General features: G+C 67.5%; 21 protein-coding genes. 14 read left to right on the forward strand and 7 right to left on the reverse strand.

What is annotated here, in order from left to right:
• The first annotated feature begins 12 nt into the window (after window positions 1–12).
• From ACP7AS_RS09400 to topA, 5 genes are all read left to right on the forward strand, one after another.
• On the forward strand, window positions 13–996 hold the full coding sequence (locus ACP7AS_RS09400) for an aspartate carbamoyltransferase catalytic subunit (RefSeq protein ID WP_426028605.1): 984 nt from the start codon (window positions 13–15) through the stop codon (window positions 994–996).
• Complete coding sequence (gene pyrC / locus ACP7AS_RS09405) at window positions 993–2279, forward strand: dihydroorotase (RefSeq protein ID WP_426028606.1); 1287 nt, start codon at window positions 993–995, stop codon at window positions 2277–2279. Before ACP7AS_RS09400 ends, pyrC begins: the two co-directional genes overlap by 4 nt.
• Window positions 2280–2294: 15 nt before the next feature.
• A complete protein-coding gene (gene plsY / locus ACP7AS_RS09410) occupies window positions 2295–2936 on the forward strand; it encodes a glycerol-3-phosphate 1-O-acyltransferase PlsY (RefSeq protein ID WP_426028607.1) in 642 nt (213 codons plus the stop codon).
• On the forward strand, window positions 2933–4027 hold the full coding sequence (gene dprA, locus ACP7AS_RS09415) for a DNA-processing protein DprA (protein ID WP_426028608.1): 1095 nt from the start codon (window positions 2933–2935) through the stop codon (window positions 4025–4027). Before plsY ends, dprA begins: the two co-directional genes overlap by 4 nt.
• Before the next feature lie 90 nt (window positions 4028–4117).
• Entirely contained in the window at window positions 4118–6757 is a 2640-nt protein-coding gene (gene topA / locus ACP7AS_RS09420) for a type I DNA topoisomerase (protein WP_426028609.1), read from the forward strand.
• Window positions 6758–6947: 190 nt separating this feature from the next.
• On the opposite strand, the gene ACP7AS_RS09425 is transcribed toward topA, so the two are convergent.
• The 3 genes from ACP7AS_RS09425 to ACP7AS_RS09435 form a co-directional block, all read right to left on the reverse strand.
• Window positions 6948–7370, reverse strand: a complete 423-nt coding sequence (locus ACP7AS_RS09425; protein ID WP_426028610.1) for a J domain-containing protein — start codon at window positions 7368–7370, stop codon at window positions 6948–6950.
• A gap of 4 nt (window positions 7371–7374) precedes the next feature.
• A complete protein-coding gene (locus ACP7AS_RS09430) occupies window positions 7375–8214 on the reverse strand; it encodes a division plane positioning ATPase MipZ (RefSeq protein WP_426028611.1) in 840 nt (279 codons plus the stop codon).
• 130 nt (window positions 8215–8344) lie between these two features.
• Complete coding sequence (locus ACP7AS_RS09435; protein ID WP_426028612.1) at window positions 8345–9007, reverse strand: hypothetical protein; 663 nt, start codon at window positions 9005–9007, stop codon at window positions 8345–8347.
• 75 nt (window positions 9008–9082) lie between these two features.
• On the opposite strand from ACP7AS_RS09435, the gene panC reads away from it, so the two are divergent.
• Complete coding sequence (gene panC / locus ACP7AS_RS09440; protein WP_426028613.1) at window positions 9083–9955, forward strand: pantoate--beta-alanine ligase; 873 nt, start codon at window positions 9083–9085, stop codon at window positions 9953–9955.
• A gap of 7 nt (window positions 9956–9962) precedes the next feature.
• Here panC and ACP7AS_RS09445 read toward each other — a convergent pair whose 3' ends face one another.
• On the reverse strand, window positions 9963–11660 hold the full coding sequence (locus tag ACP7AS_RS09445) for a hypothetical protein (protein WP_426028614.1): 1698 nt from the start codon (window positions 11658–11660) through the stop codon (window positions 9963–9965).
• On the opposite strand from ACP7AS_RS09445, the gene ACP7AS_RS09450 reads away from it, so the two are divergent.
• Complete coding sequence (locus tag ACP7AS_RS09450; RefSeq protein ID WP_426028615.1) at window positions 11659–11892, forward strand: hypothetical protein; 234 nt, start codon at window positions 11659–11661, stop codon at window positions 11890–11892. The genes ACP7AS_RS09445 and ACP7AS_RS09450 overlap by 2 nt on opposite strands.
• 133 nt (window positions 11893–12025) lie before the next feature.
• Here ACP7AS_RS09450 and ACP7AS_RS09455 read toward each other — a convergent pair whose 3' ends face one another.
• From ACP7AS_RS09455 to ACP7AS_RS09465, 3 genes are read right to left on the reverse strand one after another with little or no spacing between them, the layout of a single operon-like run.
• Window positions 12026–12358: a hypothetical protein gene (locus ACP7AS_RS09455; protein WP_426028616.1), complete on the reverse strand. Its 333-nt coding sequence runs from the start codon at window positions 12356–12358 to the stop codon at window positions 12026–12028.
• Complete coding sequence (locus tag ACP7AS_RS09460; RefSeq protein WP_426028617.1) at window positions 12340–12801, reverse strand: DNA polymerase III subunit chi; 462 nt, start codon at window positions 12799–12801, stop codon at window positions 12340–12342. The genes ACP7AS_RS09455 and ACP7AS_RS09460 overlap by 19 nt, the downstream gene beginning before the upstream one ends.
• 23 nt (window positions 12802–12824) lie before the next feature.
• Window positions 12825–14300, reverse strand: coding sequence for a leucyl aminopeptidase (locus ACP7AS_RS09465; protein WP_426028618.1), 1476 nt, complete (start codon window positions 14298–14300; stop codon window positions 12825–12827).
• A 133-nt stretch (window positions 14301–14433) separates the two neighbouring features.
• Here ACP7AS_RS09465 and ACP7AS_RS09470 point away from each other — a divergent pair, with 133 nt between their 5' ends.
• From ACP7AS_RS09470 to ACP7AS_RS09500, 7 genes are all read left to right on the forward strand, one after another.
• Window positions 14434–15567 carry an LptF/LptG family permease gene (locus ACP7AS_RS09470; RefSeq protein ID WP_426028619.1) on the forward strand — a complete coding sequence of 378 codons (1134 nt, stop codon included), beginning with the start codon at window positions 14434–14436 and terminating at the stop codon, window positions 15565–15567.
• Entirely contained in the window at window positions 15564–16691 is a 1128-nt protein-coding gene (gene lptG, locus ACP7AS_RS09475) for an LPS export ABC transporter permease LptG (RefSeq protein ID WP_426028620.1), read from the forward strand. Before ACP7AS_RS09470 ends, lptG begins: the two co-directional genes overlap by 4 nt.
• A gap of 41 nt (window positions 16692–16732) precedes the next feature.
• Entirely contained in the window at window positions 16733–19177 is a 2445-nt protein-coding gene (locus ACP7AS_RS09480) for an LPS-assembly protein LptD (protein WP_426028621.1), read from the forward strand.
• A 131-nt stretch (window positions 19178–19308) separates the two neighbouring features.
• Entirely contained in the window at window positions 19309–20616 is a 1308-nt protein-coding gene (locus ACP7AS_RS09485; RefSeq protein ID WP_426028622.1) for a peptidylprolyl isomerase, read from the forward strand.
• Window positions 20616–21617 carry a 4-hydroxythreonine-4-phosphate dehydrogenase PdxA gene (pdxA, locus tag ACP7AS_RS09490; protein WP_426028623.1) on the forward strand — a complete coding sequence of 334 codons (1002 nt, stop codon included), beginning with the start codon at window positions 20616–20618 and terminating at the stop codon, window positions 21615–21617. The genes ACP7AS_RS09485 and pdxA overlap by 1 nt, the downstream gene beginning before the upstream one ends.
• Before the next feature lie 9 nt (window positions 21618–21626).
• Window positions 21627–22499, forward strand: coding sequence for a 16S rRNA (adenine(1518)-N(6)/adenine(1519)-N(6))-dimethyltransferase RsmA (rsmA, locus tag ACP7AS_RS09495; RefSeq protein ID WP_426028624.1), 873 nt, complete (start codon window positions 21627–21629; stop codon window positions 22497–22499).
• Window positions 22500–22763: 264 nt separating this feature from the next.
• Window positions 22764–23162 (forward strand): host attachment family protein, encoded by a 399-nt coding sequence (locus ACP7AS_RS09500; RefSeq protein WP_426028625.1) that lies wholly within the window; start codon window positions 22764–22766, stop codon window positions 23160–23162.
• The last annotated feature ends 27 nt before the right edge of the window (window positions 23163–23189 follow it).

Below are 23189 nucleotides of genomic sequence, written 5' to 3' on the forward strand. Positions count from 1 at the left end.
AGGCGGGCCTCGATGAGCAAGGCCGCTGCACTCACCGATCTGATTCTCGAGCGGTTGGCGCCGTTCCCGCGCAGCCATTTCCTGTCGGCCGGCGATCTGAACGCCGCCACCACGCCGCCCCTGCTGGATCTGGCTGACGCCTTCGTCGACTTCAACCGCCAATCGGCAAAGTCGCTCGACCTGATGCGCGGGCGCACGGTGATGAACCTGTTCTTCGAGAACTCGACCCGCACCAGCGCCTCGTTCGAGATCGCGGCCAAGCGTCTGGGCGCCGATGTAACGGCCCTGTCGCCCAAGACCTCGTCGGTGGCCAAGGGCGAGACTCTGATCGACACCGCAGCGACGCTGAACGCGATGAAGCCCGACTTGCTGGTGGTGCGCCACGGGGCCTCGGGTGCGGCCGCCCTGCTGGCGCAGAAGGTGGGCTGCGCGGTCGTCAATGCGGGCGACGGGCGGCATGAGCATCCGACACAGGCGCTGCTGGACCTGCTGAGCCTGCGCCGGGCGTTCGGGGATGTGGGCGGCCTGACCGTCGCCATCTGCGGCGACATCGCCCACAGCCGCGTGGCCCGATCCAATGTGTCGATGCTGTCGATGATGGGCGCGCGGGTGCGGCTGATCGGTCCGCCGACACTGGTGCCGGGCGACGCCGACCGCTGGGGCTGCGAGGTCTTCCACGATATGCGCGAAGGCCTGAGGGGCTGCGACGTCGTCATGATGCTGCGCCTGCAGCTGGAGCGGATGGAGGGCGCGCTGGTGCCGTCGACCCGTGAATATTTCCGCTTCTGGGGTCTGGACCGCGAGAAACTGTCCTGGGCCAATCCGGGGGCGAAGGTCATGCATCCGGGGCCGATGAACCGCGGCGTGGAGATCGATTCCGACGTCGCCGACGACCTGACCGTCTCCCTGATCCAGGACCAGGTCGAGATGGGCGTGGCCGCGCGCATGGCCGTGCTGGCGGCCCTGTCAGCGCGTCTGGATGGAGCGGCCGTATGAGCGCAATCGCCATCCTGAACGCCCGGCTGCTCGACCCGGCCACTGACTATGACGGCCCCGGGGCGGTGCTGGTCGAGGACGGGCGTATCACCGAGGTCATCCACGGCGTCGGGGCGATCGCACCGGCGGGCGTGACGGTCATCGACGCCGGCGGCCTGTGCCTGGCACCCGGCCTGATCGACATCCGGGTCAAGACCGGCGAGCCCGGCGCAGAGCCGAAGGAAACGCTGAAGTCGGCCAGCCTGTCGGCGGCGGCAGGCGGTGTGACCACCATCGTCATCCAGCCCGACACCGACCCGGCACTCGACGACCCCGCGATGATCGAATTCATCCAGCGGCGCGGCGCGGCCCTCGGCCTCGTCAACGTCCGGGTCGCGGGCGCGGCGACGCGGGCCCGCGACGGCGTCCGGATGGCCGAGATCGGCCTGATGGACGAGGCCGGTGCCCTGTATTTCACGGACGTCGACCGGGTGATCGCCAATACCCGCACCCTGCAGAGGGTGATGAGCTATGCCGCCGCCTTCAACGCCCTGATTTCCTGCCGTCCCGCCGATCCCTGGCTGAGCGAGGGCGCGGTGGCGACGTCGGGCGAACTGGCCACGCGACTGGGTCTGGCCTCGGTGCCGGCCATCGCCGAGCGCATCCAGCTCGAACGCGATCTGGCCCTGGTCGAACAGACCGGCGCGCGATTCCTGGTCGACCAGATCTCGACCGAGGGCGCGTTGGAGACCCTGGCGAGGGCCCGGGCCCGCGGGCTGGAGGTCGCCGCCTCCGTCTCGATCAACCATCTGTGCTTCAACGAGATCGACATCGGTGACTATCGGACCTTCTACCGGCTGGACCCGCCGCTCCGGCCTGAAAGCGACCGGCAGGCCCTGATCGAGGCCGTGCGCGACGGGCTGATAGACGCCATCACCAGCGCCCATGCCCCGGCCCCTGCCGAGGACAAGCGCCGCCCCTTCGCCGAGGCCACGCCGGGTGCCGTCGGACTGGAGACCCTGCTGGCCGCGGCCTTGTCGCTGCACCATGAGGACGGCCTGGAGCTTCTGGATATCCTGCGCCCGCTGACGCAGGGCCCGGCGATATTGCTGGGGCTGGACGCGGGCGTCCTTCAAGCGGGCGCGCCGGCCGACCTGACCCTGTTCGATCCCGGCGCTCCGATCGTGGTCGACGCCGACGCCCTGAAGTCGAAATCAAAGAACTCGCCGTTCGACGGCCGCCGACTGCAGGGCCGGGTGTTGCTTACCGTCGTTGGCGGACGCATCGTCCACGACGCACGCTAAAAGGGAGCGAATCACTTGCAGGATCTGGTCGGCCCCGCTCTCGGGACGCTCGCCCTCGTGGCGGCGGGCGGCTACCTGCTGGGGTCCATACCGTTCGGCGTGATCCTGACGCGTCTGGTCACGGGCGACGATGTCCGCAGCATCGGCTCGGGCAATATCGGCGCGACCAATGTCCTGAGGACCGGACGCAAGGATCTGGCGCTCGCGACCCTCATTCTGGACGCCGGCAAGGGTGCCGCCGCCTACCTGGCTGCGCAGGCCTTGTTCCCGGGGGTGCCGGCGCTGGCGGCCATCGCCGGCGGGGCGGCCTTCCTCGGCCACCTGTTCCCGGTCTGGCTGGGCTTCAAGGGCGGCAAGGGGGTTGCGACCTTCTTTGGCCTGTTGCTGGCGGCCGCCTGGCCGCTGGGGCTGCTGGCGGGCGCCACCTGGCTGCTGATCGCGGCGCTGTTGCGCATGTCGTCATTGGCGGCCCTGCTCGCCTCGGCAGCGGCCCCGATCTACGCCTTGCTGCCTCTGGCGCTGCTCGGCCTGCCGGCGTCTGCGCCGGTCGCCGCCCTGGCCTTGTTCACGGCCGTGCTGATCTGGATTCGTCACCATGAGAACATCGCCCGGCTGCTGAAGGGGACGGAACCCCGCATTGGCGCCACGAAGGGGTGAGCCCCTCGCCGCCCCTGTCGGAGGCGGAAAGGCTCGCGCGGCTGCGGCTGGCGCGCACCGACCGGGTCGGACCCGTCACCTTCCGCCAGCTTCTGGAGCGGTTCGGGACCGCCGAACGGGCGCTGGAGGCCTTGCCTGATCTGGTTCGACGCTCCGGCGGGCGCGGCGACGTTTCTCAGTCCATGGAAGAGATCAACCGGGAGTGCGCCGCGGGTGATCGGATCGGCGCGCGCCTGATCGTTTTCGGCGACACCGCCTATCCCGAACCTCTGGCGGCCGCGGACCCGCCGCCGCCCGTACTTTGGGCGCTCGGAGATGCCCGTCTCATGAGCCGGCCCTGCGTCGCCGTGGTCGGAGCGCGGATCGCCTCGGCCGGCGGCCAGAGGATCGCACGGGGGCTGGCGCAGCAGCTTGGAGAGGCCGGTCACGTCGTCGTTTCGGGGATGGCGCGCGGCATCGATGGCGTTGCGCATGCAGGGGCCTTGCCGACCGGCACCGTCGCGGTTCTCGGCGGCGGGGTGGACGACGTCTATCCTCCCGACAACGCAGACCTCTATCGCCAGATCGTCGAACAAGGCTGCATCGTCTCCGAAAGCCCGGTCGGGGCGCGGGCCCAGGCGAAGGACTTTCCGCGTCGCAACCGCATCATCTCGGGCCTGTCGCGCGGCGTGATCGTGGTCGAGGCGGAACTGCGGTCCGGCTCACTGATCACCGCTCGCCTCGCGGCGGAACAGGGTCGCGACGTCTTCGCCGTGCCCGGCTCGCCGCTGGACCCCCGCTCGCGCGGTCCTAACGAGTTGTTGCGGCAGGGCGCTATCCTGTGTGAGGGGCTGGAGGATGTGGAGCGCGCCTTCTCGACCCTGCGCACTCTGCGCGAGCCGACGCCGGACAACCCGTTCAGCGACGCACCGGACGCGGTGGACGCGGCCTTGCTGGAGCGCGTCGCCGCACTGCTGTCGCCCACGCCGACGCCGCGCGACGAGCTGGCCCGGGCGGCCGGTGCCCCGATCGGGGCTGTTGCGGCAGCACTGCTTGAGCTCAGCCTGTCGGGCCGGGCGACCCTGCTGCCGGGCGGTCTGGCATCGATCTGAAGCAACCGAATTTCAGCGCCGATTGACAGCGGCCCTCGCGCCAACCACGTTCCGCCCCCTTTCCGAGCCCGTCGAAGGCCCCCTCCCCGCATGAACCTCGTCGTCGTCGAGAGCCCCGCAAAGGCCAAGACCATCAACAAATATCTGGGCCCGGACTTCACCGTCCTGGCGTCCTACGGGCATGTCCGTGACCTGCCGTCGAAGGACGGGTCGGTCCTGCCCGATGACGACTTCGCCATGTCGTGGGAGATCGACGCCAAGGCCTCCAAACGTCTGTCCGAGATCGCCGAGGTCGCCAAGCGGTCCGACCGCGTCATCCTGGCCACCGACCCCGACCGCGAGGGCGAGGCCATCAGCTGGCACGTGCTGGAAATCCTGACGAAGAAGAAAGTCCTGAAGGACACGCACGTCGAACGCGTCACCTTCAACGCCATTACCAAGAGCGCCGTGCTGGAGGCCATGGCCAACCCGCGCCAGATCGATATGGAGCTGGTCGAGGCCTATCTGGCCCGCCGGGCGCTGGACTATCTGGTGGGCTTCAACCTGTCGCCGGTGCTGTGGCGCAAACTGCCCGGCGCGCGCTCGGCCGGACGGGTGCAATCCGTCGCCCTGCGCATCGTCGTCGATCGCGAGATGGAGATCGAGAAGTTCAAGGCCCAGGAATACTGGTCCGTCGAGGCCGATCTCAACGCCGACAGCCCGCCCTTCACCACCCGGCTGGTCAAGCACGCCGGCAAGCGGGTGCAGCGTCTGGACATCACCTCGGAAGCCATGGCGACCGCCGCGCGGGAGGCCATCAACGCCGGTACCTTCACCATCGCCTCGGTGGAGAAAAAGCCGGTCAAGCGCGCGCCATCCCCGCCGTTCATGACCTCGACCCTGCAGCAGGAAGCGTCGCGCAAGCTGGGCTTCACGGCGCAACGCACCATGCAGGCGGCGCAGAGACTGTATGAAGGCGTCGACGACCAAGGCGGCCTGATCACCTATATGCGGACCGACGGCCTGTCGGTCAGCCCCGAGGGAATCGCCCAGGCGCGTGAAGTCATCGGTGAGCGTTTCGGACCCGCCTATGTTCCGGAACAACCGCGCTATTACAAAACCAAAGCGAAGAATGCTCAGGAAGCGCACGAAGCCATCCGGCCGACCAACATGGCCCGCGCGCCCGAGACCCTGCGGCTCGATGGCGATCTGCAGAAGCTGTACGAACTGATCTGGAAGCGGACCATCGCCAGCCAGATGGAGTCGGCGCGCCTGGACCGCACGACGGTCGAGATCGAGGAACCGACGGGCCAGACGGCCCTGCGCGCCACCGGTCAGGTCGTGGCCTTCGATGGCTTTATGGCCGTGTACGAAGAGGGCCGCGACGAAAAGCCGAAGGACGGCGCTGAAGACGACGACGACACCACCCGCCTGCCGGCCCTGAAGGAAGGTGCCGTCGCCAAGGTCGAAGCGATTCGCACCGAACAGCATTTCACCGAGCCGCCTCCGCGCTATTCGGAAGCGACCCTGGTCAAGAAGCTCGAAGAACTGGGCATCGGCCGGCCGTCGACCTACGCATCCATCCTCACCACCCTGCGCGACCGCGAATATGTGCGCACGGACAAGAACCGCTTCTATCCCGAGGACAAGGGACGGCTGGTCACGGCCTTCCTCGAGCAGTTCTTCGCCAAATGGGTCGAGTATGACTTCACCGCTGCGCTCGAGACGCGGCTGGACGAGGTGTCGGCGGGCAATCTGAACTGGAAGGTGCTGCTGCGTGAATTCTGGTCCGACTTCCATGTCGCGACCCAGGCCGCCGGCGAACTGCGCACCACGGCCATTCTGGATGCCCTGAACGAATCGCTGGGTCCGCACATCTTCCCGCAGAAGGAAGACGGCTCGGATCCGCGCGAATGCCCCCTGTGCCATCAGGGCCAGCTGAGCCTGAAGACCAGCCGGTTCGGAGCCTTCGTCGGCTGTTCGCGCTATCCCGACTGCAAATTCACCCGTCCCGTGGCTTCACCCGATGCGGCGGACGGCGCCGCCGACGGCGGGGACCGGGACCTGGGCATCGATCCGGCCACGGGCCAGCCCGTCGCCCTGAAGATCGGCCGGTTCGGTCCGTATGTGGAGACGACGCCGCCCGGCGAGGAGAAGCCCAAACGCTCGTCCCTGCCCAAGGGCTGGTCGCCGGAGTCACTGAGCCTGGAGCAGGCGCTGCGCCTGCTGGCCCTGCCGCGCGAGGTCGGGATGCACCCCGAGGACGGCAAGCCGATCACGGCAGGCCTGGGGCGCTACGGACCGTTTGTCCTGCACGCCGGGACCTATGCCAACGTCGCCGACATCGACGAGGTGTTCGAGGTCGGTCTGAACCGGGCGGTCGTGCTGCTGGCCGAGAAGCGGGCGGGCAAGTTCGCCGGTCGCGGCGGAGCGACGGCACCGCTGAAGGATCTGGGTGCCCACCCCGAAACGGGCGAGCCGATCCACGTCATGGCGGGCCGGTTCGGTCCCTATGTGAAGTCAGGCAAGATCAACGCCACCCTGCCCAAGGGCACGGTGCCGGAAGACCTGACGCTGGAGGACGCCCTGCCGCTGCTGGCGGCGCGGGCCTTGGCCGCACCGGCGGCAAAGGGCAAGAAGGCCCCGGCGAAAAAGGCTGCGGCGAAGAAGCCGGCCGCCAAGAAACCGGTAGCGAAGAAGGCTGCTGCCAAGAAGCCCGCCGTGAAGAAGGCCGCCAAACCGACGGCCTGAACTAGGATTCTCCCTCCCCTTTATGGGGAGGGACGGCGGAGCGCAGCGGAGCCCGGGTGGGGAAGTGTGAAGCTACCGCCGTCCGTGCTGGCCGCTGCAATTCCCCACCCGGATCGCTGCACGCCCCGTCGTTTGATCGGCTTCGCCGATCATCACTCTACTCCCCACTTCGGGGGAGGGAGAACCGGTATCAGCGCTTCAACAGCTGATCACGGGCCGCGTTGAGTCGCGCCGCAAGGCCTTCGGTGCCGCCCTGATCCGGGTGGGCGCGGCCCATCAGGCGGCGCCACGCGGCGTTGATGGCCTCGGGTGTCGCGTCGAAGGGCACGCCGAGAATCGAGCGGGCTTCGGAGTCGGAAACAGTGTCGGTCTGACGCGACGGTACCGAGCGCTGCCGCGACGCCACCGTCAGCCACAGGCCCGCGCCGATGAGACCGATGGCCGGCAGCCAGGCCCCCTTGAACGCCAGCAAGGCACCCCCTGCCAGCATCACGGCACTGAACAGTGTGGCGGCGACCCGCCATTGACCGCGTCCACGGCCCTCGCCCTGCCGCCCCAGCCGGATCAGGGCCCAGACGGCAATGGCGGCCAGAACCAGCCAGATCAGGCTCAACGCCTCATGCCGCAGCGTCGAGGGGTGCGTCCAACGCCCCGGCTTCGAGGCCCAGGGCGAGCATCAGGCTGCGCATCTCCTGACGGGCAGCCACGTGAGCCAGCGACACCGAGACGGGACGAATCTCATTGGACAGATCGGCCACAGTGAGCCCGAACGGGAACAGTTCGCGATAGATGACGCGATCGCGAAGGCCGGGGCCCATGCGGAAGCCGACGCGGCGGGCCAGCTTCTCCATCCGCTCTTCCAGCCGCTGACGATTACGGGCGGCGGCGACAGCGAGGCGATTGGTGACCACAATCCAGTCGATCTGGGCGTGGCGGCCCTGGGCAATGGCGCGCTGCTTGCGGGCCTCCCAGACGCTTTCGGAATAGATGGACGGCTTGAGCAGGTCGAGCGTGACCGGATCGACCGATCCCAGCAGGTCGAAATCGACGAAGCTGTCGTTCATCGGCGTGACGATCTGGTCGGCCAGGCCGTGGGCGGTCCGCGACAGCAGGGTGTCGCCGCCGGGGGTGTCGATCAGGATGACGTCCGCAGAAGCCTTCGCCTCGGCGAAGGCCGTTTCGAACCGGGCCAGCTGTTCGGCCTCGGTGGCGCGCGCCAGCAGCTTGCCGTCGCCCATGTCGGGCTCGACCGGCATGGGCAGGACCTGAGCGTTACCGGCCATCCAGGCGGCGCGGTTGGCGAAGAATTTGGCCATCGAGCGCTGGCGCAGGTCCAGGTCGATGATCGCCACCCGCCGGCCCGCGTGCAGCAGGGCCGTGACGATGTGGATGGCCAGGGTGGACTTGCCCGCCCCGCCCTTTTCGTTGCCGACGACGATGACCGTGGAGTCAGCCATGGAGCACTCATACCTGTGTTGGGCCGCCGACTCAGACGCGCGGCAAGATCATGCAGAATCGCGACCGTCGGCCCCGGCGTCAACGCGTCGGGACAGGACGACTGTGGATGCGTGACTTTGGACGCCTGGTTCAGGCCGTGCGGCGGCACCACGGGTCGTCGACCCCTGCCGCGGCGCAGAGGGCACCGGCACCCGCAGCCGGAGTCTGCACCTTGAGTCGGGTCAAGGTGCGGCCGCCGACCTCGACGGATTCGTAAACCGGAGACAGGCCGTTGAGGGCCCATGCCGCCTGCCCGCTCTTGAGCCGGGTCCAGGCCGATCGGGCGGAAGCTGCGCTGGAATAGGCACCCAGCTGGACCAGCGCACGGCCTTTGGCGGCGGCAGCAGGCGGCGTCGGGCGCGCCTCGAAGGCGGGCCGCAATCCGGCGCGCTGCGAGGCGTCGTCGATACGGGCCGAGACCTGCTGCACCACCGCATCGGCCACGGCGGGTGCAGCGGCGGCCACGAGGCGCGGCGCGACCTGCTGCGCGATTCCGTTCAGCTCGGCGTCGCGAGCGTCCCACAGGGCATGCGGGTCCAGCACCTCGACCCGGATGGCTGGTCGCAGACCGGCTTCGGCGGCGCTTCGATGCGCGACCCGCGTCACAGCCGGTGTGCTGTCGAGCGGAATGGCGGCGACGGCCTCGGCCAGGGTCTCGAACCGATGGGGATCGCTGTCGACCATGCCGCAGGCGCTCAGGCCCGAGGCGGCGAGCAGCACAAACACTGGACGGATCAGGAGGCTGGGCGTCATAAGCCAACCCTCGCACGGCAGCTTTTGCCGCCCGGTTCACAAGCACGCTTAAGCCGAAAGGTTAATCCGTTCATCATGACCGAGCCCAACTCGCTTCCGGTGGTCCGTACCGTCGCCACGCTGCGTGAACAGATCAGCGCGTGGAAACGCCAGGGGTTCACGGTCGGCTTCGTCCCGACCATGGGCGCGCTGCACGAAGGTCATCTGACCCTGGTGCGGGAGGCGGGCCGACGGGCGGATCGCCTGGTCGCCAGCGTCTTCGTCAATCCAGCCCAGTTCGCAGCCCACGAGGACCTCGGGACCTATCCCCGGCGGGAAGCCCAGGACGCTGAGCTGCTGGCCGGAGCGGGGTGTCACCTGTTGTTCGCGCCGACAGTCGAGGAAATGTATCCGGAAGGGTTCGTCACCGCCGTCAGCGTCGGCGGACCGTCGGCGGGCCTCGAGACCGATTTCCGGCCCCACTTCTTCGGTGGCGTCGCCGTGGTGGTGGCCAAGCTGCTGAACCAGGTCCAGGCGGACGTCGCCGTGTTCGGTGAGAAGGACTATCAGCAACTGATGGTCGTAAGGCGCATGGCCCGCGATCTCGACATCCCCACCGACATCGTCGGTTCGCCGACCGAGCGCGATGGTCATGGCCTGGCCCTGTCGTCACGCAACGCCTACCTCAGCGAGACCGAACTGGAGATCGCCCGGTGCCTGAACGGGGTGCTGGCCGAGGCCGGGGCGCAGGCCTCGGCCCGACGCCCCCTCGCGGCGGTCGAACGGGACGCCCACGCCGCCCTGCTGAAGGCCGGGTTCGAACGGATCGACTATGTCGCCGTCCGGCGCGCCGACGATCTGGCATCCTTCAGGAATGGCGTGGTGGACGCGCCCGCCCGGATCCTCGCGGCCGCCTGGCTGGGCCGCACGCGGCTGATCGACAACATGGCGGTCGCCCCACCGGCCTGAGCCGGCCTCAGGCCAGTTTCAGGTCCATCGCGCCGCCGATCCATTCGACCTCTGACTTGCGCCGCGCCTCGGCGGCCGCGCCGGCATGGCCCAACGCCGTCTCGGCCTCGGCGAGGACGAAATAACTGTAGGGGTCGCTGGGCCAGTCCTCGAGCAGTTCGAGGATCTTCGCCTTCGCACCGGCCGCGTCGCCCTTGAGCAGAAGGGCAGCGGCGAGACTGCGTCGCGTCGGGTACCAGAGAATCGGGGGGTCGCCGCCCTCGGAGTCCTGGGCCTGAATTCCGGCCGCACGGGTGAAGGCGGCGATCGCGGCGTCCGCATTGCCCTCGATCATGGCGGCCCGGCCCTCCAGCACCCGCTGCGAGACCTCGGTGAAGGCGTTTCGCATCTCGCCCATTGGGCCGGCGGCGAAGTTCGGAACGGCGCGCAAGGCCGCGATCGCCTCGGCCTCGGCTCTGACAGTCGCGGCGTCCCCTGCCCGTGCAGCCGCCTCGCCCCGGGCGAAGCGCCAGCTGACGCGCAGCATGGGGCGGCTCTCGTCCGGCTCGATCAGGGCCGCGACCTGCGCCGCCGAGCCGAAGCGGCCATAGATCGCATAGGCGTTGTTGGCCATGGCCTGACGCCAGACATTGGTCGCCGGGATCTCGGGATAGGTGGCCAGGAACCATTCGGCCAGCTTCAGGCCTTCCTCGCCGCCACCCGCCATCAGGGCACCGCCCATGCCGAAATGGATATTATGTCCATGCAGCGCCATGCCGGGCACGCCGCCGGGCGGCCGCGCCAGTCCGTCGTAGCGGCGATCCAGCGCCACGGCGTTGACGTTGGACATCATGGCGTCCTTGTAGCGCCCGACCCGGTAGAAGGTGTGCGAGGGCATATGCACCAGATGGCTGGCCCCGGGGGCCAGGGCGGCCAGACGTTCGCCGTACGGAATGGCCTTGTGGGGGTCATCCGACCATTCGGTCAGATGGATATAGAGGTGGATCGCCCCCGGATCGTCCGGGACCTGGGCCAGTGTCTGTTCCAGAATGCCCATGGCGCGCGTGATGCCGGGATCAGCCGCCTTGCCGTCGTCGTCCCACCATTCGTCGACCTTCAGCATCCATGCGTCGGCGGTGATCGCGGCGACGGTGACGTCTGCCGGATTGTTGCGGGCGATCCGGTCCATGGACTGCGCGAATCGGCGGTCCCGCGAGCCCTCCAGGCCCGAATAGCGCTGGATCAGGGCATCGATCATCTGGCGCTGCATCGGCGTCGCCTGCCGGGCCAGGCGGCGCGCCTCCCGCGCCGACTTGAGCGCAGCGGCCTGGCTCTCGTCATCGCTGCCGCCGCCGTTCAGATTGGGGCCCAGGGCCCAGGCCTCGCCCCAGGCGCACATGCCGCAGGCCGGGTCCAGCAGCCGCGCCTTGCGGAAGGCGCGAACGGATTCCTTGTGCTCGAAGGCCCAGCGCAGACGAACACCGTGGTTGAACCAGGCCTGGGCGTCGGGATTGGCCGTGTCGACGGCGAAGCCCCCGGTTCCGAAACCCTCGACCATGACCATGTCAGCGACCGGTGTGCCGGTAATCGCAGACCCCGCCTGGCCGCAGACTTGGGGCCGTTCGAGCAGATCGCGTACGGCGCTGTCGGCCGTAGCATCGGCGACGGCCGCCGGCCCGATCAGAGCCGCGCCCAGCGCGACACCCGCCGTCAACATCTTGCGCATGATCGTCGTCTCCCCCTGTCCCTGCGCGACACTGCCGGGAAAGGCGTCGGACGCCAAGACCGGATCAGCCGCAGTCGACGCGCTCGATGATCCCGGTCGCCTGATTGAAGCGGATGTTCAGACGGTCAGGCCGGAGATCCTTCGTCGTCGCGCAGGTCGTGCAGACGATGCGGACATTTGCACCGGCCTGAAAATCCACGGCTCCAACATGCGACCCGATCAGCGATCGTGAGGCCTCGGCGTCACAGCGTTGGGGGGGCGGGCTCGCGGCCGGCGTCTCGACAGGTGCGCAGGCGGCGGCAAGGCCAGCGGCCAGGCCACACAAAACCAGCGTCTTCATCGGACTCGGCCCTCTGGCTACCACATCAGCCACAGCGGACCTGCTCGACGATCTGCGTCTGTTCGTTGAAGAAGATATTCAGGCGTTGCGGCGAATAATCCTCGGTCACGGGGCAGGTTGTGCAGGCGACCCGGCGGTTCACGACATCAACGGGAACGGGGATTTCGGTCCTTGACTTGCCGACCAGCCATTGAAGCTCGCCCGCCCGGCACATGTCGACCGTGGGGTTCTGGGGCGTGTGGGTGCCGATCGGCTGGTTCTGCTCGGCGCGTTCGACCGTCCGGGGTGCCACGGCGTCGGACGCGGGAGACGCACACGCGGCAAGGGCCGCGAGCGCGATCAGGCTGCTTTTTCCCAACGACCTTCGGGCGACTGTTTCCAGTAGGCCATGTTGGCCCCCTGATCCTTCAAGGTCTTCCAGCGGACGCGCGCCGCTGAAACTGCCTCGTCGTTCCGTCCGTCGAAAATGATGAAGCATCGCTCGAAGCCTTTCGTGTCGCCCAACTCGGCGCTGTCCACGATGAACAGCGCCTGAGCGGCGTTCGGGTTCTCGGTCGTTTCGGTCAGCAGGATCGGCTGGCGCGACGCATCGGCCTCGGACGCCCGGCCATGGGCCAGAAAACTGTCGTCGCGATAGGTCCACAATCGTTCGTCGATATCGTCAAGCAGTTGCGGGTCGGATGCCCTGACCAGCGCCTTCCAGCCGCGCTCGCGCGTCTTCTCCAGCAGGCCGGGCAGGACCTGATCCAGCGTCGACCGCTCGAGGTGGTAGAACCAGATTTCCGGCTCGGCGTCAGACACCCGGTTCTACCTCTCGCAGCGGATCAGGACTCGTAGGAGTCCGCCACCATCCGGTCCAGCGTGCGGACGCCCCAGCCTACGGCACCGTCGGGCACGGTCGGGCTCTTGCTGTCCTTGACCCACGCGGTCGGCGCGATGTCGATGTGGGCCCAGGGCGTGCCGTTGGTGAAGCGCTGCAGGAAAAGGGCGGCGGTGATCGAGCCGCCGGCACGACCGTTGCCGGTGTTCTTCACGTCGGCGATCGGCGTGTCGATGTGGCGCTCATAGGCGGCCGGGATCGGCATCCGCCAGGCGTTCTCGCCGACCTTGGGTCCGGCGGCCAGGAAGTTGTTCGCCAGTTCGTCCGAGTTCGAGAAGACGCCGGCGTATTCTAGCCCCAGAGCCACGATCATCGCCCCCGTCAGGGTCGCGAGATCGAGCATGAATTTCGGCTTGAACCGCTCCTGCGTGTACCAGAGGCAGTCCGCCAGCACGAGGCGGCCCTCGGCGTCGGTATTGAGGATCTCGACCGACTGACCGGACAGGGACATCACCACATCGCCCGGCCGCTGGGCAGCGCCGTCGGGCATGTTTTCGACCAGGCCGATGACGCCGATGGCGTTGACCCTGGCCTTGCGGCCCGCCAGCGCGTGCATCAGGCCGGACACGGCGGCGGCGCCACCCATGTCCCACTTCATGTCTTCCATGCCGTCGGCCGGCTTGATCGAGATGCCGCCGGTGTCGAAGCAGACGCCCTTGCCGACGAAGGCGATTGGCTGCTCGCCCTTTTTGCCGCCGTTCCATTTCATGACGGCGACATAGCTGTCGCGAACACTGCCCATGCCCACAGCCAATAGGGTGCGGAAGCCGAGCTTCTCCAGCTCCTTCTCGCCGAGGATTTCGACCTCCAGGCCCAGCTTCTCCAACGCCTTGACGCGCTTGGCGAACTCTTCCGGGTAGAGGATGTTGGCGGGCTCGCTGACCAGATCGCGAGAGAACTCGACGGCGGCGGCCACGGCCGACAGGTCTTCATAGGCCTTCTTCGCGGCCTTGGGATCGGCGGCGACCACCCTGATCGTCTCGATCGACGGCGTCTTCTCGGCCTTCAGCGTCGTGCGGTATTTAAGGAACCGATAGGATGCCAGCCGGGCGGCGAACGCTGCGCGCGCGGCCTGATCGGCCGTAAGGCCGTGGGCATCGATGGTCAGCGACCGTGCACCCGACATCTTGACCGCGTGATAGGCAGCACCGGCAGCGGCCTCCAGGGCAAGGTCATCGAACCTGGCGGGGTCGCCCGCGCCGGTCAGCACGATCGTGGCGGCGTCCACGCCCGTCGGGGCAGCAACGATCAGGGTGCTGTTGGAACCACCGGTAAAGCGGCTGGCGTTCATCGCCCGGGTCAGGGCACCCGAAGTCGCGGTGTCGAGCTGGCTTCCCATGCCCACAAAAACACGGCCCTCACTGACGAGAACGGCCAGAACCTCTGCGGCGCTCGCCGACGCGACGAATTCGATCTTCATATACTGCTCCACCGGGCGTTACGCCCCGGTCTGGTGTCGATTGGAATGAGCGCACGCGGTTTCACCGGCGCAGTCGGGTGTGTATTAGATGCTCTCCCTCGCCGCCGCCTGCAACGGGCGATTTCTTCCGAACATGACCCTCATCCAAGGCTATCTTTTCCGGCAGATCGCGCGTCCCGTCGTCGACGCTTGCGCCGCCCTGACCGGAATCGGCATTCTGAGCCAGAGCCTCGATCAACTTCAGGTCATCGTCGAGCGCGGCCAGAGCGTCTGGGTGATGATCAAGCTGACGTTGCTGGCCGTGCCCCAGCTGCTGGCGGTGATCGTGCCGATCGGCATGTTCGTCGGAGCCCTCATCGCCCTGACCCGGCTGCAGCGCGAGCAGGAACTGACCGCGATCTTCGCCTCGGGCGTGACCCGCCTGGCAGCCATTCGCCCCGCCATCATGCTGGCGGTCATGGCAGCCCTGGTGACGCTGTCGATCACCACCGTCCTTCAACCCTGGGGCCAGCGGCAGGCGCGCGCCGAGGCGTTCGCCATTCGCACGGATCTGGCCGCGGCGCTGATCGAGGAAGGACGTTTCGTCCAGGGACCTGACGGGCTGACGGTCTATGTTCAGCAGATCGAGCAGAATGGCCTGTTGAAGAACCTTTTTGTCTACATCGAAAAGGGAGACAAGGTTACGACGTGGGATGCCGCAGAGGCGCGTTTCGGGCGGATCGACGGAGCGCCGGTGCTGACGTTGCTGAACGGATCGCGACAGAGCTATTCATCCCGAGGCGTGCTGGAATATTGGTCCTTCGGTCGAACGGTCGTCGATCTCTCGCCGTACGCCAATCTGACCGACCGGATTCGCTACAAACCCTCTGATCTTTACCTGCCACAGTTGTTCAACCCTTCGCCGGGAGACCTTGAGAGCGTGGGCTCAGCCGGCGAACTTATGGCAGAGGCCCATTCGAGGCTCTCCGCGCCGCTCTACGCCCTGCTGGCAATGGCCATGGCCCTGACGGCGATCATGGGGGGCCAGTTCAGCCGGACCGGCTATGGCCTGCGAATCGCCAAGGCGGCTGCGGCCTTCCTGATCGTGCGCGTGGCCGGCTACGGCATTGTGTCCGCCAGCGCCTGGAACGGATGGCTGAACGTGCTGCAGTATCTGCTGCCCCTCGTCGCCACCGCCATCGCCCTCCGGTTGCTGTTCAGCGCGCTGAAGCCGCGCCGCAGCCGCGCCTGGCCCGCGCTCGAGCGGTTGAAGGCGAGGTTCGCATGAAACGCCTCGTCCTGACGGTCCCCCGCCTGCGTCTGGGTCGCATAGAACGCTATGTGCTGGTCCAGCAGGCCCGGTCTCTGGCCGTCGCCCTGGGTGTGATCGGCGCGCTGATCATGTTGATCGACTTCGTCGAGATTTCGCGTGGAATCGGCTCCGACGTCGACCTGTCCGGTGTCCGTATCCTTGGTCTGATGCTGCTGAAATCGCCGCAAGTGATCCTGCAGTTGCTACCCTTCGTCTTCCTGTTCGGAACGCTCGCGGCCTTCGTCGGGCTGAATCGGCGCAGCGAACTGATCGCCATGCGGGCGGCCGGTGTGTCCGCCTGGCGGTTCGTGCTGCCGGCGGCGGGCGCTGCCCTGATGTTCGGGGTGATCACGGTCGCCGCTCTCGGGCCTCTGGCGGCCTCGGCTGACGGACTGTTCCAGCGTGAACGGTCCCGCCTGTCGGGCTCGGCGACCGACAGGTCCACGGAGCAAGCCGTCTGGATTCGCGAAGGCGACGACACCCGGCAGATGGTCATCCGCGCCGCGCGGCAGGACCGCGCCAATGCGCGTCTGCTGGGCGTCAGCTTCTTCATCTACACCAACGACACTGCAGGTGCGCGGACCTTCTCGGAACGGATCGACGCCGCCTCGGCGACGCTGGCGGCCGGGCGCTGGCGGCTGGTCGACGCCGTCGGTGCCCAGATCGGCCAGCGCGCGGTTCGTTATGCCACGCTGGACCTGCCCTCCAGCCTTGCGGACGAGGAGGCGTTCGAGCGTTTCGCCCGTCCCCAGTCCACGCCGTTCTGGTCGCTACCGGCGCAGATCACCCGGATCGAGGACGCCGGCTTCTCCTCCACGGCCTACAGGCTGCGTCTCCAGCAACTGCTGTCCACGCCATTGATGTTCGCCGCCATGTCGATCCTCGCGGCGGCGTTCTCCCTGCGGCTGATGCGGCTGGGAGATCTGGCGAAGATGAGCGTCGCCGCCGTCGTCCTCGGTTTCGGGTTCTTCTTCGTCAACCAGGCCGCATCCGCCTTCGGATCCGCCGAAGTCATCCCGCCATGGCTCGCGGCCTGGCTGCCGCCACTCCTGACGGCGCTCGCCGCCTTCACCTTGCTGTTCTATACCGAAGACGGCTAAGCGAAGCCCCGCCGTCCCGTCCGCCACCCAGAGTTCCTTGTATGCAGCGTGACCGCCGCGCGCCCGCCACGACAGCCCTGCGCCTCCGGCTTCTGGCCGGCGCGGCTGCCGTGGCCCTGGCGGCCTCGGGCTCCATGGCCTGCGCGCAGACGGCACCGGCACCCTCCAGACCCCCGGCCGCGGCCGGTTCGGACGGACTGACGCCCGGCGCGGTCTATATGGAAGCCGACGCGGCCACGCGTACGGGCGACCTCATTACCGCCAGCGCGACCGGCGAGAATCGGGTTCTGGCACGGTTCCGGGACGTGTCCCTGAGAGCCGGTAATATCAGCTACGACCTGGGACTGGGCATTGCGACGGCCAACCGGCAGGTCGAATTCACGGACTCCGGCGGTTCGGTCATTTTCGCCAGCCAGCTTGAACTCGATTCCGACCTCAAGGCGGGCGTGGCCGTCGATTTCGCCACCCGATTCAGCAACGGCGCCAGTCTTATGGCGGCCACGGCCGTGCGCCGGAGCGAGCGCGTCAACGAGCTGAACTATGCGATCTTCACGCCCTGCCCCATCTGCGACGCCAAGGGTGATCCCAAGGAGCCGAGCATTTCGATCCAGGCGGAGGAGGTGGTTCAGAATGAAGAGCTGCGGGCCATTCTTTATCGCAATGCGATCTTCCGCGTCGGTGGTGTGCCCGTCTTCTATCTGCCCTACTTCGCCCATCCGGATCCCACAGTCGAGCGGGCCTCGGGCTTCCTCGTGCCGATCCCCAGTTTCGACGAAGGGCGAGGGCTGAGTCTGGAAGTCCCCTATCTCCGCGTTGTTTCGGCCTCGGAAGACTGGTTGATCAGCCCCCAGTTGAATACCGACGTCGCGCCGTTGCTGAATCTGCAATATCGCCGCCGCTTCTCGAACGGGACAGTGTCGGCCCGGACTGGCTACACCTACGAAGAAAATTTCGGGGATTTCGACGCCAACGGCGATAACGTGCCGGACATCCCGATCTCGGCCGAGCATCGCAGCTATCTGCTGGCCTGGGGCCGCTTCGATCCCAATGGACCCTGGCGTGGTGGCTTCACTGCAGAACGGACGTCGGACAAGACGCTGTTCGATCGCTACGACATTCGCGACCCCTACCAGGACAACGGTCTTTACTACGGCGACCGCCGCCGGCTGATCAGCCAGATCTATGTCGAACGACAGACCCTGCGGTCCTATCTGTCAATCGCCGCCTTCGACATCCAGAGCCTTCGTGTTGCGGTCCCGAATGTCGATGCGCCCGGCCTGAACATCTTCGAGAGCGACGACAGCCTGCCCTTTGTGGCTCCCCTGATCGAAGCGCGCTGGGAACCGGACGGTCCGGTACTGGGAGGGCGGCTCCGGCTGCGCGGCACGGCCGTCTCGCTGTACCGCGATGCCTATGTGGGCGGCCCCGTTCTCAGGCCGGAAATCATTCCCGGCGGCTCGATTCTGGGATTGCCCGGCGTCGACAGCCGCCGGGTCTCGGGCCAGATGGAATGGCGCCGCGCCATGACAACCCGTGCCGGCGTGCGCTGGGAACCGTTCTTCGACATGCGCGCCGACGCCTATTCCGTCAGCGACCTGCCGCCCATACTCGGGCTGGACGACGAGACGATCACCCGGACGCGCGCCACCGCGGGCGTGGATATCAGCTACCCGCTGATCCGGCGGCTCAGTGACAGCGCGGATCTGATCCTCGAGCCCATGGCGCAGATCTCGGCCTCCACAAATCCGGACCTCGACGCCCGCATTCCCAACGAGGACAGTCAGACGCTGGAACTGGACGAGAGCTCGTTGTTCCGGATCGACCGATTCCCTGGCTACGATCTTCTGGAAGGGGGCCTGCGCTTCACGGCTGGTGCCCGGGCAACCCTGCGCTGGGACCAGGGCCGCCAGATCAGCCTGTTTGTCGGGCGGAGCATGAGGGACGCCGAGGAGCCGGGCTTCCTCGTTCCCGTGCCCGTGCCGCCGATCCCCATGCCCGTTCTGCCCGCCCAGCTCTACGATCCCTCGGGTCTGGCATCCCAGACTTCGGACTGGGTGGTCCAGGGCAGCTTCTCCCCATCCGACCGGATCCGCGGCTGGGGCCATGCGACGATCGATTCGTCGGGTGAGGTGCGCCGGGCTGAAGTGGCGGTCGATGGGCACTGGGGGCGTCGCAACCTGGCCACGGTCAGCTACATTATTGACCGCTCCAACCCGGTCGCGGGTCCCATGAACCGCAACTATGAATTCGTCCAGCTTTCGGGCCAGCAGTTCGTCTACGGCAACTGGGGCGTGGCCGTCACCGGCATTGCCGATCTGGAGCGGGACGTCATCACCCGCTCGGAAGTGGGTCTGCTTTTCGACGACGATTGTTTCCGGTTCGAGCTCGGCTATCGCCGCGACAACACCCGCGTGCGCCCGACAGGCCCGTCCGAGGGCGTCTATGTACGCCTAAACCTCGCCACTTTCGGCGGTACAGGGTATTGACACAGCGACGGGCGCTGGACGCCGTGCGGCCCGGGGGCGCGCGGAATGAACATCCGGATCATATCCGGGCCAACGCCGCTTGAGGAATACGGACTGATATGGGTTTGACGCGTTTTATGACGGGCGTTGCGATGGCCGCCCTCCTGGCCGGTACGGCCATGGCGCAGACCGCGCCGCTCGTCCAGGTTCCGGCAGCAGCGGGAACACTCAACCCGGCAGCCGAGGCCGCACCCGCGGCCGCACCGGCTGCACCGGCGTTCCAGATGTCCGACGGCATCCTGGCCACCGTGAACGACAGCGTGATCACAGGCTTCGACCTGCGCCAGCGCATGCTGCTGCTGATCGCCATGACCCAGGTCCAGCCCACCCCGGAAAATATTCCCGCCATTCAGCAACAGGCCCTGAACCTGCTGGTTGACGAGCGCCTTCAGGCTCAGGAACTGACCAAGTTCGAGGACCTGGTGATCACCGATGAACAGGTCGATCAGGAACTCGGGTCGATGGCCCAGGAAGTCGGTGCCGCGCCGGCGACCTACATGGAATTCCTCGCCCAGGGCGGGATCCGCCCGTCCACGCTTCGGGAACAGATCCGTACCCAGATGGGCTGGTCCCAACTGGTCGGTGGTCGCTTCCAGAGCCGCGCGCGGGTCAGCAAGTCGGCGATCGACTCGGCCTTGCGCCAGGCCTCCGAAGCGGCATCGAAAAAACAGTATCTGATTGGCGAAATTTTCATCGAGGCCAGCCGGGTCGGCGGCCAGCAGGCGGCACTGAACGGTGCCACCCAGCTGGTCCAGCAAATGGTGCAGGGCGCGCCCTTCCAGGCCGTCGCACAGCAGTTCTCGGCAGCGCCTTCGGCCACCCGCGGCGGCGACGCGGGCTGGGTCGTGGAAGGCTCCGTACAGCCGGCCCTGCAACAGGCGCTGGAACAGCTGGCGGTCGGACAGTTGTCGCGGCCCATCCCCGTCGATGGCGGCGTCTACATCATCTACATGCGCGACAAGCGGGACGGCGCGTCGGCCAGCCTCGTTCAGATCAAGCAGATCATGATCGAGCTGCCGGAATCGGCCAACGACGCCGATGTAGCGGCTGCCACCCAGCGGCTGGAGACCCTGCGTCCCCAGCTGACCTGCGACACAATGCTGGCGCGGGCCACCTCCGAGCAGGGCCTGTTGGGCTCCGATCTCGGCGAGGCCGATGTCCAGAACCTGGCGCCCCAGTTCCAGCAGGTCGCCCGATCTGCAGAGGTCGGTTCCGTCAGTACGCCGGTGCGTACGCCGCTGGGAGTTCACCTTCTGGGTGTCTGCGGACGGCGGGCCGGCGGGGTCCAGGTGGCAGACGCGCGTGAAATCGAGAACCAGTTGTTCCGCCAGAATCTGGGCACACTCGGCAAGCGTTACATGCGTGACCTGCGTGAGGACGCCCTCATCGAGATGAAGTGATGACCGGCCCCGCGCCGCTGGCCCTGTCCATGGGCGAACCGGCGGGCGTGGGGCCCGAGATCATCGCCAGGGCCTGGTCGGCGCTGAAAGCCGAAGGTCCGGTCTTTGTTGTGGTTGGTGACGCGGCCCTTCTGCGGGCCCAGGGGCAGCCGGTGCAGACCGTCCTCGCGGCGTCAGATGCCGACGCCGTCTTCGGCCGGGCCATTCCGGTGCTCGACACACACTTGCGTACACCCGTGAAAGCCGGTCATCCGGATGCCGCCAACGCCGGAACCGTCGCGGACTGGATCGAGCAGGCCGTCAATCTGGCAATGTCGGGCGAGGCGTCAGGCGTGGTCACCGCCCCGATAGCCAAGGCCCCGCTTTATGCCGCGGGCTTCCGCTTTCCCGGCCACACCGAGTTCATCGCCGAACTGACCGCAGACGTGCCGTTCGCCGGAACGCGCGGTCCGGTCATGATGCTGACGGCAAAGGATTTACGCGCCTGTCTCGTCACCATCCATTCACCGCTGGCAGAGGTGCCGGAACTCGTCACAGTGGAGCGCGTCTGCCGTACGGCGCGGGTCGTGCACGAGGCGTTGAAGCGCGACTTCGGCATCGCGCGCCCTCGACTGGCGCTCGCAGCCCTGAACCCTCACGCGGGCGAAGGCGGCGCGATCGGGCTGGAGGAGATCGCGGTCCTGCAGCCGGCGGTCGAGACCCTGCGCGCAGAGGGGATCCTGATCACCGATCCCCGGCCCGCAGACACACTGTTCCACGATGAAGCGCGCGCCACCTATGACGCGGTGCTTTGCCTGTATCACGATCAGGCACTGATCCCGGTCAAGACCCTCGATTTCTGGGGTGGGGTCAACACAACCCTCGGCCTGCCTGTCATACGGACCTCGCCGGACCATGGCACCGGCTTCGACATCGCCGGCAAGGGCGTGGCGCGAGCGGACAGCCTGATCGCAGCGATCCGTCTGGCAGGACAGATGGCGGCGGCGCGTGCCGCGCTGTAAGCAACGCCCGTGACCGATCTCCCGAGCCTCCGCGAATCCCTCGACGCCCACGGCCTGCTGGCGAAGAAGAGCTTCGGCCAGCATTTCCTGCTGGACCTCAATGTGACGCGCAAGATCGTGCGTCTGGCCGGGCCGTTCGAGGGCCGCGCCGTGATCGAGGTCGGGCCCGGTCCCGGCGGCCTGACGCGGGCCCTGCTGGAAAGCGATGCGGGCAAGGTGGTGCTGGTCGAGAAGGACCCCCGCTTCCTGCCCCTGCTGGCCGAACTGGACGACGGTTCAGGCCGGATGACTGTGGTCGAGGCTGACGCCCTAAATGTGCGCGAGGCCGATCTGGTCGAAGGGCCGGCCCACGTCGTGTCCAACCTGCCCTACAATGTCGGCACGCCCCTGCTGATCAAATGGCTGACGGGGCCATGGCACCCGCACGCCCTGACCCTGATGTTCCAGAAGGAGGTGGCCGAGCGGATCACGGCCGCGCCGGGCGATGATGCCTACGGCCGGCTGGCGGTGATCAGCCAGGCCGTGTGCGAGGCCAGGCTGGTGATGCACCTGCCGGCCGCCGCCTTCACCCCGCCGCCCAAGGTCGCTTCGGCCGTGGTGCATCTTGTCCCGCGCGAAGAGCGACCTGCCCCGGAGCTGCTGAAGGCGCTTGAGCGGGTGACGGCTGCGGCCTTTGGCCAGAGGCGCAAGATGCTGCGCTCCAGCCTGAAGCCGCTGGGCGGGGCCGAGCTGTGTGAAGCGGCGGGCCTCAGCCCCGAAGATCGGGCCGAAGTTATCGATCTGGCCGGCTTCCTGCGTCTGGCGCGGGCCGTCGCGGGTCAGCCGCAGCCGGCCGCGCCGGATGATTCCGGGGAAACCATGATGCGACGCAAGCGGGGGTGAGCGCCGGCACCGGCGCCGGCAGCCGGGGCGAGCCGGCGTCGTGCCGCCCGCAGCCACGACTCACGCGACTCCCTGATTGATCTCAATCAAGGTTCCGGCGAGGAACCGGACTAGGCTGGCGGCGTCGATGACGGGCCGGGCCTGTCATATTTCCGGGAAGGATGCCGAAGGTGAGTCGACTGGAGGGACGCGCGCTCACGCACCATCGGCAACCGCGACCTTCGCGGTACGTTCAACCAGCCCCCCCACCATCGGAGACTGCAAATGATACTTTCCCCAGGCACGCTCGTAGCGGTCGTCGATGGCGAGAAGCTGGCGCTGTTCGAGAACACCGGACACCAGTCAATCGTCCTGAGCCCGCGTCCGACGCCCGCAATCGCTGAACGCGCCTCGGGCGCGGCGGGCCGCGGTTCCAGTGAAGCCAATCCCGACAACGACACCCAGGCCGAAGACGGCTTCGCCATGGGCGTGGCCGACGTGCTGAACAAATCGGTGCTGGCCAACAAGATCGAACACCTGCTGGTCATCGCCGCGCCCAAGACCATGGGTCAGTTGCGCAAGGGCTGGCACAAGGAGACGGCCGCGCGGATCGTCGGCGAGATCTCAAAAGACCTGACGGGCCACTCCGCCGATCAGATCGCCGAGGCGATCCAGAAGGCCTAGATCATCGGTCTCTTATGACAGACAAAA

Source organism: Brevundimonas sp. TWP2-3-4b2, from assembly GCF_049897345.1.
Lineage (GTDB): Bacteria > Pseudomonadota > Alphaproteobacteria > Caulobacterales > Caulobacteraceae > Brevundimonas.

What these genes read in the sequence shown, in the direction of transcription:
- ACP7AS_RS09400 (WP_426028605.1), top strand. Translation starts at nt 13, where the DNA reads ATGAGCAAGGCCGCTGCACTCACCGATCTGATTCTCGAGCGGTTGGCG.
- pyrC (WP_426028606.1), top strand. Translation starts at nt 993, where the DNA reads ATGAGCGCAATCGCCATCCTGAACGCCCGGCTGCTCGACCCGGCCACT.
- topA (WP_426028609.1), top strand. Translation starts at nt 4,118, where the DNA reads ATGAACCTCGTCGTCGTCGAGAGCCCCGCAAAGGCCAAGACCATCAAC.
- ACP7AS_RS09430 (WP_426028611.1), bottom strand. Translation starts at nt 8,214, where the DNA reads ATGGCTGACTCCACGGTCATCGTCGTCGGCAACGAAAAGGGCGGGGCG.
- ACP7AS_RS09435 (WP_426028612.1), bottom strand. Translation starts at nt 9,007, where the DNA reads ATGACGCCCAGCCTCCTGATCCGTCCAGTGTTTGTGCTGCTCGCCGCC.
- panC (WP_426028613.1), top strand. Translation starts at nt 9,083, where the DNA reads ATGACCGAGCCCAACTCGCTTCCGGTGGTCCGTACCGTCGCCACGCTG.
- ACP7AS_RS09450 (WP_426028615.1), top strand. Translation starts at nt 11,659, where the DNA reads ATGATCGTCGTCTCCCCCTGTCCCTGCGCGACACTGCCGGGAAAGGCG.
- ACP7AS_RS09445 (WP_426028614.1), bottom strand. Translation starts at nt 11,660, where the DNA reads ATGCGCAAGATGTTGACGGCGGGTGTCGCGCTGGGCGCGGCTCTGATC.
- ACP7AS_RS09465 (WP_426028618.1), bottom strand. Translation starts at nt 14,300, where the DNA reads ATGAAGATCGAATTCGTCGCGTCGGCGAGCGCCGCAGAGGTTCTGGCC.
- ACP7AS_RS09470 (WP_426028619.1), top strand. Translation starts at nt 14,434, where the DNA reads ATGACCCTCATCCAAGGCTATCTTTTCCGGCAGATCGCGCGTCCCGTC.
- lptG (WP_426028620.1), top strand. Translation starts at nt 15,564, where the DNA reads ATGAAACGCCTCGTCCTGACGGTCCCCCGCCTGCGTCTGGGTCGCATA.
- ACP7AS_RS09480 (WP_426028621.1), top strand. Translation starts at nt 16,733, where the DNA reads ATGCAGCGTGACCGCCGCGCGCCCGCCACGACAGCCCTGCGCCTCCGG.
- ACP7AS_RS09485 (WP_426028622.1), top strand. Translation starts at nt 19,309, where the DNA reads ATGGCCGCCCTCCTGGCCGGTACGGCCATGGCGCAGACCGCGCCGCTC.
- pdxA (WP_426028623.1), top strand. Translation starts at nt 20,616, where the DNA reads ATGACCGGCCCCGCGCCGCTGGCCCTGTCCATGGGCGAACCGGCGGGC.
- ACP7AS_RS09500 (WP_426028625.1), top strand. Translation starts at nt 22,764, where the DNA reads ATGATACTTTCCCCAGGCACGCTCGTAGCGGTCGTCGATGGCGAGAAG.